Origin of the sequence: Anoxynatronum buryatiense, from assembly GCF_900182905.1 — a bacterium.
GTDB classification, from domain to species: Bacteria; Bacillota; Clostridia; order Peptostreptococcales; family Tindalliaceae; genus Anoxynatronum; species Anoxynatronum buryatiense.
Genome location: NZ_FXUF01000017.1, coordinates 1 through 16,074 on the forward strand (window position 1 = coordinate 1; position 16,074 = coordinate 16,074).

General features: G+C 48.6%; 11 protein-coding genes. 8 read left to right on the plus strand and 3 right to left on the minus strand.

The window, feature by feature from the left end:
• The 7 genes from QOL74_RS15920 to QOL74_RS15950 all read left to right on the plus strand — a co-directional run.
• Positions 1–192: hypothetical protein (locus QOL74_RS15920; RefSeq protein WP_283410496.1), on the plus strand; the 192-nt coding region annotated here is incomplete at its 5' end.
• Between the two features lie 156 nt (positions 193–348).
• Complete coding sequence (locus QOL74_RS15925) at positions 349–2,901, plus strand: stalk domain-containing protein (protein ID WP_283410497.1); 2,553 nt, start codon at positions 349–351, stop codon at positions 2,899–2,901.
• Positions 2,902–3,111: 210 nt separating this feature from the next.
• Positions 3,112–5,580, plus strand: a complete 2,469-nt coding sequence (locus QOL74_RS15930; RefSeq protein WP_283410498.1) for a stalk domain-containing protein — start codon at positions 3,112–3,114, stop codon at positions 5,578–5,580.
• A gap of 49 nt (positions 5,581–5,629) precedes the next feature.
• Complete coding sequence (locus QOL74_RS15935; RefSeq protein ID WP_283410499.1) at positions 5,630–9,019, plus strand: S-layer homology domain-containing protein; 3,390 nt, start codon at positions 5,630–5,632, stop codon at positions 9,017–9,019.
• Positions 9,020–9,091: 72 nt separating this feature from the next.
• The gene (locus QOL74_RS15940; protein ID WP_283410500.1) at positions 9,092–9,730 is read left to right on the plus strand and encodes a phage tail protein; all 639 of its coding nucleotides are present in this window, start codon (positions 9,092–9,094) and stop codon (positions 9,728–9,730) included.
• 82 nt (positions 9,731–9,812) lie between these two features.
• Positions 9,813–10,475, plus strand: a complete 663-nt coding sequence (locus QOL74_RS15945; protein ID WP_283410501.1) for a phage tail protein — start codon at positions 9,813–9,815, stop codon at positions 10,473–10,475.
• 30 nt (positions 10,476–10,505) lie between these two features.
• Entirely contained in the window at positions 10,506–11,138 is a 633-nt protein-coding gene (locus QOL74_RS15950) for a phage tail protein (RefSeq protein ID WP_283410502.1), read from the plus strand.
• A gap of 150 nt (positions 11,139–11,288) precedes the next feature.
• Here the strand turns inward: QOL74_RS15950 and QOL74_RS15955 are convergent, their stop codons facing one another.
• Entirely contained in the window at positions 11,289–12,449 is a 1,161-nt protein-coding gene (locus QOL74_RS15955; protein ID WP_283410503.1) for a cation diffusion facilitator family transporter, read from the minus strand.
• Between the two features lie 162 nt (positions 12,450–12,611).
• Here QOL74_RS15955 and QOL74_RS15960 point away from each other — a divergent pair, with 162 nt between their 5' ends.
• Positions 12,612–13,748 carry an ATP-NAD kinase family protein gene (locus QOL74_RS15960; RefSeq protein ID WP_283410504.1) on the plus strand — a complete coding sequence of 379 codons (1,137 nt, stop codon included), beginning with the start codon at positions 12,612–12,614 and terminating at the stop codon, positions 13,746–13,748.
• A gap of 91 nt (positions 13,749–13,839) precedes the next feature.
• Here QOL74_RS15960 and QOL74_RS15965 read toward each other — a convergent pair whose 3' ends face one another.
• Both QOL74_RS15965 and QOL74_RS15970 read right to left on the minus strand, forming a co-directional pair.
• Positions 13,840–14,907, minus strand: a complete 1,068-nt coding sequence (locus QOL74_RS15965; protein ID WP_283410505.1) for an AbrB family transcriptional regulator — start codon at positions 14,905–14,907, stop codon at positions 13,840–13,842.
• Between the two features lie 18 nt (positions 14,908–14,925).
• On the minus strand, positions 14,926–16,059 hold the full coding sequence (locus QOL74_RS15970) for a [citrate (pro-3S)-lyase] ligase (RefSeq protein ID WP_283410506.1): 1,134 nt from the start codon (positions 16,057–16,059) through the stop codon (positions 14,926–14,928).
• Positions 16,060–16,074: the final 15 nt, after the last annotated feature.

Below are 16,074 nucleotides of genomic sequence, written 5' to 3' on the forward strand. Positions count from 1 at the left end.
AAGAATAAAAATTTGACAAAAAAAGTAGCCGCAAGGCTTACTTTCAAAGGATCTTATGGATTCAACTTTTCGGTTTTGCTGTCAAACTCACGAGTAGTGCAAAAACGATGCTTCCTTGCAGGACCTTCCAAGACCCCGGAACTGGAATCTGTTTCTGGGGCCTTGTTTTTTTATGTGAAGGAAGATTTATAACGTTTGCCAGTAACCATTGTTTGTCAGAATCGTGTCAGAGGGCTTTAGTATAATCAAGATAACAATAGAGTCGTCCTTTAGAAGCATTCTCTATCGTGAACTTATTTTACAACAGGAACGTTTTGACATTTAAGGAAAAGTGAGGAGCGGATAAAGATGAAAATGAAACAAAGACTGGCCCTGGTTATTATTCTGGCACTGGTACTATCAGTGATCGCCCCAGCAGGTATGCCGGTATATGGGGATGCTGGAGGTAGTGCTGCTGCCAATCATACCTTTCACATCAATGAAGGGAATATCACGATAGCATCAGGAACAGGAGAGCATGCTGGCAAGATTGCAGTCACACATCAATCATCGCCAAGTGTGACAGCGTTTGTCTATGCAGCGGATAACATCATCATCACCGGTACCACCACAACCAACAGGGTTGTGGTGGATGGTGTTAAGGCAAATATAACCCTTCGGGATGTTGATATTCAAATAAATGCGTACATCATTGATGCTGCCTTTGGGTTGAAAAACAATGCAGATGTGACACTAACTTTGGAAGGTGTTAATAACCTTAAAAGGGATCTGTATTTTGCTGGTTTGCAGGTGCCTAGTGGCAATAAGATTACGATTAATGGAACTGGTTCTCTTCATGCAATCGGTGGTGATTATGCAGCGGGGATCGGCGGCGGATGGGGTGAAACAGGCGGTACCATCGCTATAGCAGGAGGAACGGTTATAGCAACAGGTGGAAGTGAGGCAGCAGGCATCGGTGGTGCTTGGGAGGGAGAAGGCGGCACCATCACGATTTCAGGTGGAACGGTGACAGCCACAGGTGGAAGTGATGGCGCAGGTATTGGTGGTGGATCTGAAAGGTCAGGAGGCAGCATCAAGATAGAAGGCGGAACAGTAGAAGCCGCAGGAGGGTATTGGGGAGCAGGCATCGGCGGTGGTAAGCAGGGAGAGGGAGGTACTATCACTATTTCAAGTGGAGCGGTGACAGCAAGAGGTGGAAATAGTGGCGCAGGCATCGGTGGTGGACATGTGGGAGACGGCGGTACTATCACGATTTCAGGAGGAACGGTGACAGCCACAGGTGGAAGTGGTGGCGCAGGCACCGGCGGTGGAAATTTTGGAGCAGGAGGCAGCATCACCATTTCAGGTGGAGTGGTGACAACAACAGGTGGAAATTTTGGCGCAGGTACCGGCGGTGGAAATTCTGGATCAGGAGGCAGCATCACTATTTCAGGTGGAGAGGTGACAACAGCAGGTGGATGGTATAGTGCAGGCGTCGGTGGTGGTGTTATGGGAGAAGGCGGTAATATCACCATAAATTCAGCTGCAATCGTGAAAGCCGTTTCAGACAGTATCATGTGGCCAGCGATACATACACTATCGGGAAGCATTGAAGATACAAGTACAGCAGCAGTATTAATGGCACATTTTTCAGCAATCCAAAATGGAGGTACTGCCACGAGTATTCATGTTAAAGGCGGTTTAAATCCATATACCAGCTTTACTCCAACGACAGAATACAACTCGATTGCTTTTACAGTACCACCCAACACAATCTATCAGCTAAAAACAGGTGGTGACTATCAACAACATTTGATAAATCCTTCAACAGATTTTGTTGTAGCAGGTTTTGGCCTTACTGTATTCGATGAGGTAGAGAATGCAATTAATCTGCCCGTGCCGATGGCACCAGTGGTGCAATCGGTAACAGCGAGGGACAGACAGATCAGCATAAGCTGGAATTCAGTTGAAGGAGCAGAAAGCTATAAGATTTACCAAAGTACAACCTCAGGGGCTTATACGACACCAATTGCCACAGTGACAGCCCCGGTTCACAGTTTTAATGCAACAGGATTAATCAATGGCACAACCTACTACTTTGTGGTGAAAGCAGCCGATTTAATCGGAGAGAGTGTGAACTCTAATGAAGTCAAAGGAACACCCAGCGCCTCCAATAGTAGCGGTGGCAGCGGTGGCGGTGGCAGCTCCAACAGCCTAAACATCGGCAAAAGCAATCCCACTGAAGGAACGACAGGCACCCCCTACACCTATAGCCTAAGAGCCACAGGCGGTAGTGGCGGTCACAGCTTTGAAGTTACCAGTGGCGCATTGCCAGAGGGTTTAACCCTTTCAAAGGATGGGGTCATCAGCGGGACTCCCACCAAGGCAGGCACCTACCAATACACCATCTCTGTAACCGATAGAAATGGCAGCGTATCAAGGCATAGCTTCACCCTGGTGATTGGAGAAGATGATGCAGAAAGTGATGCAGAAGATGCAGAAGAATCCAATCAGGAAACCTCAGAGGGAGAAGAGACACCTAAAAAGAAGATCCTTCTCACCATAGGAAAGCAAGATATCACGATAGGTAATGAAATCCATCAGCTGGATGCCATGCCCTTTATCGACGGCGAAACCAACAGAACCTTGGTACCACTCAAGTTCATCAGCGAAGCCCTGGGAGCAACGGTGACCTGGCTGCCGGAGACAAGACAGGTACTGATCACAGAAGGAGACACAGAAATCCTGTTGACCATCGGCTCTAAAGAAGTCCTGGTGAATGGCGAAATGATCCTGATAGATACTGAACCAAGGATTATCCCTCCCGGGCGCACCTTTGTACCCCTGCGGGTTATCGGAGAGCTGCTGGGAGCAACGGTGGTGTATGATGAGGTAACAAGAGAAATCAGTATAGAAAGATAAGCCCCTTTTTGCCAAGGCCCCAGAACATTTTCTGGGGCCTTGGTTTTTTTAAAGCTGTGGTCAATGGCTGGTGTTTGTCAGAATCGTGTCAGAGGGCTTTAGTATAATCAAGATAACAATAGAGTTGTTCTTTAGAATCATCCTCTATCGTGAACTTATTTTACAACAGGAGCGTTTTGACATTTAAGGAAAAGTGAGGAGCGGATAAAGATGAAAATGAAACAAAGACTGGCCCTGGTTATTATTCTGGCACTGGTATTATCAGTGATCGCCCCAGCAGGTTTGCCGGTATATGGGGATGCTGGAGGTAGTGCTGCTGCCAATCATACCTTTCACATCAATGAAGGGAATATCACGATAGCATCAGGAACAGGAGAGCATGCTGGCAAGATTGCAGTCACACATCAATCATCGCCAAGTGTGACAGCGTTTGTCTATGCAGCGGATAACATCATCATCACCGGTACCACCACAACCAACAGGGTTGTGGTGAATAGTGGCGTAACGGCAAATATCACTTTATCTGATGCAAATATAAGCAGAACAAGTTTCAGCTTGAGCATATGTGTCTTTGACATGTCTGGTGCAATTGTCAATCTCACTTTAGTAGGAGACAATTTCTTGAGGAGCAATTCGCTTCAACCTGGGTTAAAGGTACCCGAGGGAGCAACCTTGACGATAAAGGGACCGGGCAGTCTAAAAGCCGAGAATGCTTTTACAGGTAGTTCCAGTGCAGGTATTGGCGGGAGTAATAATCAAGCAGGTGGTATAATCAACATAATAGGCGGCACAATAACAGCCATGGGAGGAAACAGTGGAGCAGGCCTTGGGGGTGGCGGGCTTGGTAACGGTGGTACAATCAATATTTCAGGGGGAACGGTTACGGCCATAGGCGGAGATTATGGAGCAGGTATTGGTGGCGGCACTGGCGGCAGCGGTGGTATCATCAATATCACGGGAGGAACTGTTAGTGCCGCAGGGGGCAGGGCTGCAGCAGGCATCGGCGGCGGCCTTAACGGAGGCAGTGGGACAGTCAGCATTTCAGGAAATGCCCGAGTGACAGCAACAGGCGGCGGCCCAATACTGGAACGTCAAAATGGCTGGGATATTGGTTCAGGCAGCGACAATACAAGTAATGGCACCTTGAGAATTCAGGGTGATGGCAACCAGAACCCTACTGTCATCTTCACAACCTACGGTGTCGATGCTGGTATCCCTGAAGGGGTGGAAAAACCCTATACCTATTGCACAATAGAAGGTGCCGGGGCAAGAGACAAAAATGGTGTCATGATAGACGGTGCCTATGGCCCTGAGGCAAAAGACCAGGCGCCCCTGATCGTCACCGGTGCGCCCACCAGCCTGATAATTGGTGAAACCTGTAACCTCAGCAGCTTAATCAGTGGTGGAAGCACCACCGGTGCCATCACCTACAGTGTGAGCGGAAGCGGCGTGGATGTGAGCCATGAAGGGATTGTTACTGCAGTGGAGGCAGGAACAGCTGCCATTACAGTTACTAAAGAGGGAGACACATATTTCAGCGCCGTTTCGACAACAGTGACAGTAAACATCGCAGCCCCGGTGATGCCCACCATTCATCCTGCATCAGTGAACTATGATTTGACAGCGCCAACGGATAGATTCACTACAATCACATGGGGAAGTGCCGCTAGTGTCACAGCGGTAGTTCATGGAAGTGAAAATTTGGTGCTGGGTACAGATTATACAGTCAATGGAAATAAGCTGACGCTACAGGCTGATTATTTGGAGGCCTTAACCTTAACAGCGGGAGAAGTGATGGAATTCAGCATATGGTTCAACAATAACAGCACGGAAACCCTGACAGTTCATGTTGTAAAAGGGTCTATTCCCTCAGATAACGCTAACTTAAAATCACTGACAATCAGCGCAGGTACGTTGAACCCTGGGTTTAGTGAAAATGCATTGCAATACAGTGTTAATGTAGATAACCGGGTCACCAGCATAAAGCTGACCACAGTTACGGCAGATAGTAACGCAACAGTAACAATCAATGGAACAAAAGTCATTAGTGGGAATGTGATACCAATAAGTCTGAACACAGGAAATAACATGATCACCATCTTAATAACAGCTGAGAATGGAAGTACTAAGACTTATGCGATTCATATGAATAGAGCGGCAGCAAGTGGAGGCGGTGGATCCGGCGGCGGCACCTCAGGAAGCAACCGGGATAAACAACAGCAGACAAACGAAACCGAAAAAACAGAAGAAATAAAAGAAATTGAAGGCTCAAAAGACACACAGGAAGCAAGCCCTCCTCAAAAAAGGATCCTTCTCACCATCGGAAAACGGGAGATTGTACTAAATAATGAAACCCATCAGCTGGATGCCATGCCTTTTATTGATGGTGAAACCAACAGAATCCTGGTACCTCTCAAATTCATCAGCGAAGCCCTGGGAGCAACGGTGGCCTGGCTGCCAGAGACAAGACAGGTACTGATCACAGAAGGAGACACAGAAATCCTGCTGACCATCGGCTCTAAAGAAGTCCTGGTGAATGGCGAAATGATCCTGATAGATACCGAACCAAGAATTATCCCTCCCGGTCGCACCTTTGTACCCCTGAGGGTTATCGGAGAGCTGCTGGGAGCAACGGTGACATATGATGAGGGAACAAGAGAGATTCGCATAGAAAAATAAAAGAAATGAAGCGACATTATAAACAGAAACTTAATGAGGAGGTGCACCTATGAACAGCAAAACAAAGAAAATCTTAGCGATGATCCTCATTGTAGTAATGATTTTCCCCACAGTTGTTTTTGGAGAGGGCAATAGCAAGGACGATTTACAGGGGCATTGGGCAGAGAAAAACATGAGACAGTGGATTGCAGGGGGATGGATGAAAGGTTATCCAGATGGAAGCTACAGACCTGACGGAAAAATAACCCGGGCAGAATTTATCACGTTGATCAACAAGCTCTATGGCTACGACGCGACAACAGAAGAAAACTATGAAGACATAGAGAAAGAAAGCTGGTATCACCAGGCAACAGCAATAGCAAAGCATAACAAGTATTTTGATTGGTATAAAGAAGACAAGCTGTATCCAAATCAGCCAATTACCAGACAAGAAGCAGCTGCTGTTATCACACAGATTTTAAAACTAAATGCCTCAGAAGATCTGACAGCAATAGAAGGATTTAACGACAAAGAGACAGTGCCAACCTGGAGCAGAAGCTATATGGATGCAGTCGTAAAAGGGGGGTATGTAAGCGGTTATCCTGATGCGACATTAAGACCGGCGGGAGATATAACAAGGGCAGAAGTGGTCGTGATGCTGGATAAGGTCGTTGGAGAATTAATAAGCAGGAAGGGAATTTATGGAACCGCTGAAGAAACAAAAACAATCAAAGGAAATGTCACCATAAGTGCCCAGCAGGCAGCGCTGAAAAACATGGTGATAGAAGGAGATTTAATATTAGCGGCCGCCATCGGAGATGGAGACGTAACCCTGGAGAATATAACAGTAAAGGGAAAAACCATCGTATATGGTGGCGGGCCAAACAGTATTATACTGATTGATTTCAATGGAAGTCAGATCATAATTGATCTTCCAGACAACAGTGCTGTCAGACTGGTAGCATATGGAGACACCCACGTTGGGGAAGTCGTTGCTTATTCGGATGCCATTCTTGAGGAAGCTCAGAGCCTTACCGAAGATGGATTTACAACAATCAACATTTATCAGGGAGCCACCATAACCTTGATAGGCGCTTTTGAAAGTGTCAATGTAGGTGCCGGCAACGCAACGCTACATATGCAAACTGGATCCATCAATACCCTGGTGGTAGAAGAAGCTGCTGCCGATGCGATGATTAACCTAAGCAACGGAACAACCGTAACACATTTAAATATCCATGCACCTACCCAAGTAACTGGCTCAGGCAACATAGAAACCGCACAGATTAACAGCAATGACGTTATGATTGCTCCGGTTCCATCTATCATCAATATAGGAGAAGGGATCACATCAAGGGTAGGAGGAAAGACAGTCAATCGCAGTACAACCATCACGACAACCATCACTACAGGAGGCGGTGGCTCCGGTGGCAACTCCGGCAATAACTCCGGTGGAGGTAATTCTGGCGGCGACAGTGGTACTCCTGACGACAATGGCGGTGGAAGCATACCCAACAATCCACCGAAGGTAGTACAGCCAGTACAAGATATCAACAACGCTGCTCTGGGAATCCAACTAACAGTGGATTTGAGAAATACCTTTGAAGACAAGGATGGAGATCCTTTAATCATAAGTACAAATCTGGGAAAAGTTGAAAATGGTATATGGAGCTATACACCAACAGCATCGGGAACCATGACAGTCGTCATTACTGCAGCGGATGGCAAGGGTGGCAGTGCGACCACAACCTTCAAGGTGACAGTAACAGCAGTAACGGATCCCACCAACAATCCGCCAACAGTCACAAGTACCGTATATGCCATATCAGATGCCTTTGTAGGAATAGAGATAATGGTCGATTTAAGCAATGTGTTTGAAGATATCGATGGCGACCCATTGACATTAAGCGCTAACGTAGGAACCATCGATAATGAGGTGTGGCGGTATACACCCACAATAGCAGAAGCAAGGACAGTCGTGATTACCGCAACGGATGGCAGAGGCGGCAGTGCGACCACCAGTTTCCTAGTGACGACATTAACCATCGAGATCACAGAAATCATCGTAACGTCAGCGGGAGATATAACCGAAATCGAAGAAGGCAACACGTTACAGATGCGGGCAGCGGTTTCGCCAGCCAATGCAAGTAATCAAGAGATCCTATGGTCAGTAGACGCCATGACAGGGACGGCAACCATTGATGAAGACGGCCTATTAACCGCAACAACAGCAGGAACTGTCAACGTAAGGGCGACCGCAAAGCACCATTCAAGTGTAACGGGCAGCAAAATCATTACCATACACCCTGATAATACGCCGCCTGCCCCAGGAGATGGAGGCATGCTGACAATATCAGAGGTCAAGACAAATGGTATGAAGCTGAGTTGGACCAAGGCAGCTGATGACAAAACAGCGGTTTCTCAATTAGAATACGCAGCTTATCACTCAGAGACAAACAATATAAGCACCGTTGCAGAAATGGAAGCCAACGGAACCCCTGCAGGAGACTACACAGCAGATATTGACAGCATCGTGATATCTGGGCTGGAGGCCGATACGCATTATTATGTCAATGTGATTGTCAGGGATCAATCGGGAAACAAAGCAGCTTATACGATGACCTCTGAGAAAACCTTTGAATATGAGCTGTATTATGCAAGCTACACAGAAAATGCGATTGAAAAATTAGGCATCACCACCGGGGAAAAAACCACGGTTGTCTCTCAAGTGGATGACAGCCCCTATTCTGGACCACAGGCAATCACTGTAGCAGGGGGGCGGGTTTATTGGGCAGGACAGGATTCTCAAAAAATAGAATCCGCTAATTTAAATGGCTCCGACAGAAGAACCTTGGTCAACACAGGGATAAGCAATGTCACCGGCATCGCCGTAGATCCAATCAATGGTTGGGTTTACTGGGGAGACTATGGCAACAATGCCATAAAGAGGGCCAACATTGATGGAACAGAAGTAAGCACCATCATTTCACAGGCAGATACAAGTACTGCCACCTATAAAGGACCCTTTGCATTGGCCATCAGTGGAGACAAGCTCTACTGGGTGGGGGATAGCAGCCTGGTGATTGAAAGATCACATCTCGATGGAAGTGAAAGAGAAACGGTAATCGCAACTACGGGCAGCCCCCAAAGCGTCGATACCATCGCCATAGACCAAAGCAACGGAAAAGTCTATTGGAGCGACTATCATAACAATCAGATAAACAATGCCAATCTGGATGGAACAGGTAAAGAAGCGGTTGTTTCTACAGCAGATGAAGGCAGCAGCTACCCCGGGGTGAAGAGAATCGCCATCACGAAGGAGCGGTTGTACTGGATAACCGATTCTACTGGAACCATTTATTCATCAAAGCTTGATGGCAGTGACAGGAAACTTTTTTGGACGCCATCTTCGAGTTCAGTCATTAAAGGTTTTGTGATCGTCGATCCTGGGCAGCTGTAATAGAAAAAAAGGCATCACAACCATTTAAAATCAGGTCTTTAATCAGGTCTTTAGAGAGGAGAAATGAAAGTCATGAAAATAAAATACTTGCGGGTCTTCGTGATCACACTCATCTTATGTCCCATGTTTATGATACAGAGCTGGGCTTCTGACCCATATATCGGAGAAATTAGAATGTTTGCCGGTAACTTTGCACCAGTTGGTTGGGCATTTTGTGAAGGGCAGCTGATATCGATTTCTGAAAACGACACTCTATTTCAGATAATCGGCACCACCTATGGCGGCGATGGAGAAACTAATTTTGCCCTTCCCGACCTAAGGGGCCGTGGACCAGTACATGCTGGAAACGTAGTCTCATTAGGTGAAATGAGGGGTATGGAAACGGTCACGCTGACAGTACAAAATATACCGCCTCATGTGCATACAACCACAAAACTAACGGTTTTTGATCTCCTTAAAACCACCCCCGATGTTGGAAATGTGCCTATGTCAGCCATGCTTCTACTGGCAAAGACGGCAAAAAACGAAAAAATATATGCCCCTGCAGCTTCTGCAAATGAAGCACTGGGAGGGACACATATTGAGGTAAAGGTGGACACTACTGCCCTTACCAATATGGTAGGGCAGTCACAGCCTGTTGAAAACATACAGCCTGTTCTCCATATCAACTATATTATATCCCTACAGGGCATTTATCCATCTCAGTTTTAAAGAGGCATGCATCGGCAAGAAGCTTAACTGATAGCAAGCAATAGAATCCTAAAAGAAGATAATGGAAAGGATTGGATATATAATGAAAAGAAAAATGATGAAAATCATCATGGTGACCCTTATCCTTTGCAGTTTCTTTACCATGCAAAGCTGGGCAAGGGATCCATTTATTGGAGAAATTACCATTTTTGCCGGTTCAGGAGATAAACCTCCAGCAGGCTGGGCCTTTTGTGAAGGGCAGCTATTACCCATTAGTCAAAATACAGCATTATTTTCACTACTGGGTACCACCTATGGCGGCGATGGAAAAACTACCTTTGCGCTGCCAGATTTGAGGGGAAGGGTACCTGTGCATCCAGGTCAGGGAACAGGCTTAACAGACAGGTCATTAGGAGAAGAGATGGGAACAAAGGAAGTAACCCTTATAGAAGCTCAAATGCCCGCCCATCGGCATGAGATAACGATGGATCTGGAGGTAGAGGGAACCATTAAAGTTTCGGATGCCATGGGAAATAGCCCTGAGCCCCAGGCAAACCACGTGTTGTCCAGGGGAAATGAAAATGAAAGAATTTACTCCGATGGTGTGGGTGCTGCGGTAGAGACTGCAACAGTAAATGAGACAGGAACAGATGCGTTGGTTACCTTTACAGATGCCGGCGAAAGCCTGCCTGTGAGCAACATGCAGCCCTATATAACAGTTCGATACATCATTGCTTTACAGGGCATATATCCTCAAAGACCTTAAGTAAAATAATAAAGAAGGAAGGTGGAAAAAATGAAAAAAAAGATTTCAGGAATGATCATCATCACCATTCTCCTGTGCAGCCTTTTTACCTTACAAACCTGGGCAAATGAGGCCTATCTTGGAGAAATTAGGATATTTGCAGGAAATTTTGCCCCAAAAGGCTGGGCTCTTTGTAATGGACAGCTGCTACCCATTAATCAGAACCAAGCACTTTTTGCACTGCTGGGTACCACCTATGGAGGCGATGGAGTAACCACATTTGCGTTACCTGACTTAAGGGATCGGGTAGCCATTGGTGCTGGAGATGGGTATAATGTAGGCGATAAGGGTGGCAGTGCCACCGTAACCCTTATACCAGCAAATCTACCTGCCCACAGTCATACTGCTGAGGTAACGGCTGATGTAACTGGAACCATTGAATACACCAACAATGAAGGAAATACGCCACTACCAGGAGGCCATATGCTGGCTAGGGGAGATAAAAATGAAAGAATTTATTCCGATAATGCTACGCCAACAGATGGCATTAACCTTGAGGTGACAATAGATCCGCAAATTTCGACGAGTGCGGTAGGCGGAGGACAGCCAGTCAATAATATGATGCCCAGTTTAGGATTAAACTATATGATCGCAATGCAGGGAATATTTCCGAGCTTTGATTAAACAGAAGGGAAAAACGTCGTTGGGGACAGTCTCAACCCGTATCAGAAGGGATCAAACACGTTCAGTACGGCAGGAAAAGGAAGATGCCAAGCTGCCCCAGTTTAATATGGCACTTGTGTGTGGCGAAGCTCCCATCTTCCTTTGCGCCTTCTACTGAACCTCATTAATCACCAGCTGGTAATCGTTGCATTCAGATTCAATCCGATCATGCAGTATCTGTTTAATGGCCGCAATTTTGTCTTCATCGGCAGGTTCTGCCATGGTCACCTCAACGGTGACCATGGTTTTCTTTTCCCCCTGAGCCACCCGAATCACCTTCACCTTGACACCGGTTACAGCTTCGTTAAGGCAGGCCAGCACCTGATCCTTCGCCGCCTCTGTTTTTGCCGTGTCGATGGAGACGGGGTCAATGTGCACTGTCAGTTCAATACCCATCTGGCTTTTCACCTCTTTTTCCAGCTGGTCAATGACAGTGTGGGCATCCACAATATGGGTGGTATCCGGCATTTCCGCGTGAATGGAGGCCACTACCCTTCCCGGGCCATACTCATGCACCTCCAAGTCATGGGCTTTCAGCACAAGGGCACTTCCATCAACAATGTCATAGATTGCATCCACCACGTGGTCCTCCGGGGCTTTTCCCAGCAGACTGGTGGCGGTGTCTTTGGCGGCGTCAAAACCGGAATACATGATTAACAGCGAAATGAGCAGGCCCATGGCACCATCCACGGGAAAAGCCGTGTACTGGCCCAAGATCATGGAAACCACCACCAGAGAGGTGGCGGCCACATCGCTGATACTGTCATAGGCGGCGGCCTTGTTAATGCTGGAATTAATGGTGCGGGCAATGTAACGGTTATAAGAAAACATCCAAAGCTTCACCAGAATGGAGAGGATCAAAATCACCACAATCACCAGGTGATACTGAACGACTTCCGGGTTCATCAGCCGCTGGAAAGACTTTTGCAGCAGCTGAAAGCCCACCAAAAAAATCAGGGCGGCCACCACAAGGGAACCAATGTATTCCACCCGGCCGTGGCCGTGGGGGTGATTGCCGTCAGGGGGTTTATTGGAGATCTTGGCACTGATGATGGAAATCACCGACGAGCTGATGTCTGTCATGTTATTGAAGGCATCGGTAATGACGGCGATGCTGTTGATGAACAGCCCCAGGGCTAACTTCACGGCAAAAAGAAGCACATTGCAAAAAATGCCCAGGTAGCCTGAGAGGGAAATATACTGTTCGCGCACGTCATGATTGCTGACGTCTTCATGATTGTTGATCCATTTTCGGATAATTCGCTTAATCAAAGGTCTCATCTCCTGCGGTCAATGTCGGTTGATGGCGGTCGTCTCATTCTGTTCATATCACAAATGGTCCTGTTTTTCAACCGGCTGTCGGGAGTTTCTGCTATTGATTCTCACCTGAAACACTGGTATGATGGCATCAAATCAGACGAGAGGTGGCAGATCATGGAGAGGGAAGGGAAAACAATCGCCATTGGTGTCATCATCAACCCCATCGCCGGCCTGGGAGGGCGTGTGGGACTCAAAGGAAGCGACGGGCCCGATGTGGTGGAAAAAGCGCTGGCCCTGGGAGCGCAGCCTGAAGCGGCACAACGGGCAGCCAACGCCCTGGCTGAACTGGAAGAAATAAAAGAAAGCCTCATCGTGCATACCTACAGTGGCGACATGGGTGAGCATCTCCTCACCTCCATGGGGTTTACCGTCAGTCTGGCGGGAACGCCGGCTGCGGGGCGCACCACCGCCCAAGACACCATGGAAGCAGCCCAAAAACTGCGGGATGCCGGCGTGGCACTCATTCTCTTTGCCGGTGGTGATGGGACTGCCCGCAATATCTGCCAGGCCATCGGCGAAGATGTGCCGGTGATCGGCATTCCCGCCGGGGTGAAAATCCACTCGGCTGTGTATGCCACCAATGCCCGCAATGCCGGGCTGGCAGTAAAGGAGTACCTGCAGGGGCTGGAGGCAGAAGTGGCCCTGGCAGAAGTGATGGACATTGACGAAGACATGTTTCGCCAGGGGCGTCTCAGTGCCCGGCTGTATGGCTATATGAAAGTGCCTGTTTCCGGCAGTCATATGCAGCACACCAAATCAAGCAGTGTGTCAGAGCATGATGAACTCATGGGTGTGGTGGGTCACGTGATCACCAAAATGGAGGAGAAGACGCGCTATATTATTGGCCCCGGAACCACCACCAGGGCCATCACAGACGAACTGGGCCTGTCAGGAACCCTGCTGGGAGTGGATGTGGTGGAAAACAGCCGGCTGCTGGCGGCGGATGTCACCGAAAACCAGCTCTGGGAGCTGGTGAAAGACCCGGAGGTACCCGTGAAGATCATCGTCACCATCATCGGCGGTCAGGGAAACCTCTTTGGCCGGGGAAACCAGCAAATCAGCCCCCGCATCCTTCGTCGGGTGGGGAAAAAGAACATCATTGTGACGGCCACCGCCTCCAAGCTGAATGCCCTGTACCAGGCTCCCCTGGTGGTGGACACCGGCGACTTGGCACTGGACAAAGAGCTGTCCGGGTACATCGAAGTGGTCAAGGGCTTTGCCCATACCGTGATTTACCCAGTGACAAACTAAGCAGGCACTTGAAAAGGCACTTGGAAATCCTTCCGAGTGCCTGCTTTTTTTGACGAAACTGAAAAGTGCTGCGGGGTACTGACTGGCCACCTTACAGAAACTGATATGAAAGAAAAAAAGGAATCACCAGCACAATGGCCAGCAGGCGCACCAAATGCATGAGGCTGACTTTCACAGGGTCGGCATCCAGCTCAAGGGCGATGGCGCTCATTTGAGACAGGCCGGCGGGGGAGCAGGCACACAGCGCGGTGAGTAAGTCCCACCGAAAAATACGGTGAATGAAATAGGCCAGCAAAAATCCACTCAGCAGCTGCATTACTGAAATGACCAGCAGCGGCAGCCAAAGAGCCTTGAGATAGTGCATGAAGGGTTGATTAAAGGTCAGCCCCAGCACCACCCCCATGCCGATTTGTGCGAAAGTGACGATTTGAGGCGGCGGTGCGGGCATCTGAAAACCGGCAATTCGCAGTGACGCGATCAGCAAAAGTGCTCCCAGCATACCGCCGGCGGGAAGCCCCAGATAATAGCCAAGTGTACCGCCAACGATTCCCAGCAGAATGCCCCGAAGAACGGGCAGGCTGTACCAGGGAAGCGGAGCCGTCTGGGCGTCGCTCAAATGAATGAGAGTGGCCGAGGCATCCTCTCGCTGAAAAGCAGGCGGATGAGCCTGAAACCATTTCATGGTCATGGGAATGGTGGCATACACCAGAATAATGCGCAGAGAGTGAAAAAAAGCAACCTTGGAAGCGTCCATATGATAAGAAAAAGCTAAAATAGTCATCTCAGCAAGGCCGCCGGGAGTGGCACTGATTAATGCGGTGGCACTGTCGAGGGGACTCACCCGCGCCAGCACATAACCATTGAGAAGCCCGGTCATCACCATCCAGACAGCCACCAGTACGGCTGGAGCCACTAGCTTTTTCAGCACCCGAAGCAGTTCCCTTGAAAAACGGGACCCAATCATGGTGCCAATGATAATTTGAAAAAACTGACGAGTCCATAAAGGCAGATCCGGCCAGGGGACGCCAAAACCCAGGGTGACAGCCACCAGCAGCATAGACCCCAGCATGGCTGCCGCCGGAATGCTTCCCCTTTTAAATGCCCGGTAACCGGTATAACCAACACCGGCCAACGCCGGGTAAATCAACAGCTCTTTCATATTGTCACCTTCTGATCATTAATGGCGGTGGTTCTTTTGCATCTTTTTCTGCATCGTGTCAACAAGATGCCTGCCTTCATCAGACAGCAAAAAAGTCAACGTGCTCGCCGGTACCATCTGAGAAATCAGGTCAATCTGATTCTCCAGCAAAGCGGCGCGCACCCTTGAAGCGCTGATCCAGCCGTTGGTATCGGTATCGGTCAACCGGGGAATCTCAACGACTTCAATGCCCATTTCAGGCAACAGGCTTTTCATGGTTTCGTTGTAATGGCGGGTGGTGAGGCAGTAGGGTTCCTCTCCAATAAACCGCTTTGAGATTCCCAGGGGTGGTGCAATACGGCTGCCAAACAGCGTGAGATCCAGACGGCAGTGAATCTCATTCACGGCAGAGGCATCTTTAATAAAGTAAGAAGGAAAGGTGGCTGATGAAATCAGGTAAGGGCCACCCCGGTGAACCACCACATTGTTCAAATGAGCCGTTCCTTCCTTTACCAGTTGATAACGCACTTCTGCCGGAAAACTGGACCGTTCTTCTGAGAGCACAAAAAGGTGAAGGGTGTCGCAGTCATTGGCGGCTGTTTCCACCAAATACTGGTGCCCCAAAGTAAAAGGATTGGCATTCATCACAATGGCTGCGATGGCATCAACTTCTTTACTTCCAGAAGATGCCGGTGGAGGAAGGTCGACAGCATCAGGATTCTGGCAGTTCTTAAGAGGCTGAAGAGACTGATTTTGTTTGAGCTGATCCACGTAGGCAGCAAGACCATGCCGCCGGTTCTCCAGCAGTGTGACGCCGGGGGCAACGGTAACGACCTCAAAGAAACCGAGTTCACTGAACATGGCCCGGTTGTTGGACGGCGTGAACACAAAAAGATGGGTGCGGCCCCGGTCAAAGGCCTCACTGATCAAACGGGAAACAATGGCAGCGGCAATTCCCTTTCCCTGATGGGTGCACCGAACCGCCAGGCATTTGAAAACATTACCTGCGAGTGAACCCGTCCCCACCAGTGAAGTACCTTCATAAAGGGCCACGGTGAGTTCCACATCGGTTTCAAAATGCAGCCCCTGGGATTTCACCAGAGAAATGATGGGTGCAAGAGCCTCGGTGTCATCGGGAAGCAGGATGGTTTCATGGTACTGGTAAGGATTCACCGAATAACCTCCTTA

Coding starts and splice junctions, on each gene's coding strand:
- QOL74_RS15940 (WP_283410500.1), top strand. CDS start 9,092: ATGAAAATAAAATACTTGCGGGTCTTCGTGATCACACTCATCTTATGT.
- QOL74_RS15930 (WP_283410498.1), top strand. CDS start 3,112: ATGAAAATGAAACAAAGACTGGCCCTGGTTATTATTCTGGCACTGGTA.
- QOL74_RS15950 (WP_283410502.1), top strand. CDS start 10,506: ATGAAAAAAAAGATTTCAGGAATGATCATCATCACCATTCTCCTGTGC.
- QOL74_RS15965 (WP_283410505.1), bottom strand. CDS start 14,907: ATGAAAGAGCTGTTGATTTACCCGGCGTTGGCCGGTGTTGGTTATACC.
- QOL74_RS15935 (WP_283410499.1), top strand. CDS start 5,630: ATGAACAGCAAAACAAAGAAAATCTTAGCGATGATCCTCATTGTAGTA.
- QOL74_RS15960 (WP_283410504.1), top strand. CDS start 12,612: ATGGAGAGGGAAGGGAAAACAATCGCCATTGGTGTCATCATCAACCCC.
- QOL74_RS15925 (WP_283410497.1), top strand. CDS start 349: ATGAAAATGAAACAAAGACTGGCCCTGGTTATTATTCTGGCACTGGTA.
- QOL74_RS15945 (WP_283410501.1), top strand. CDS start 9,813: ATGAAAAGAAAAATGATGAAAATCATCATGGTGACCCTTATCCTTTGC.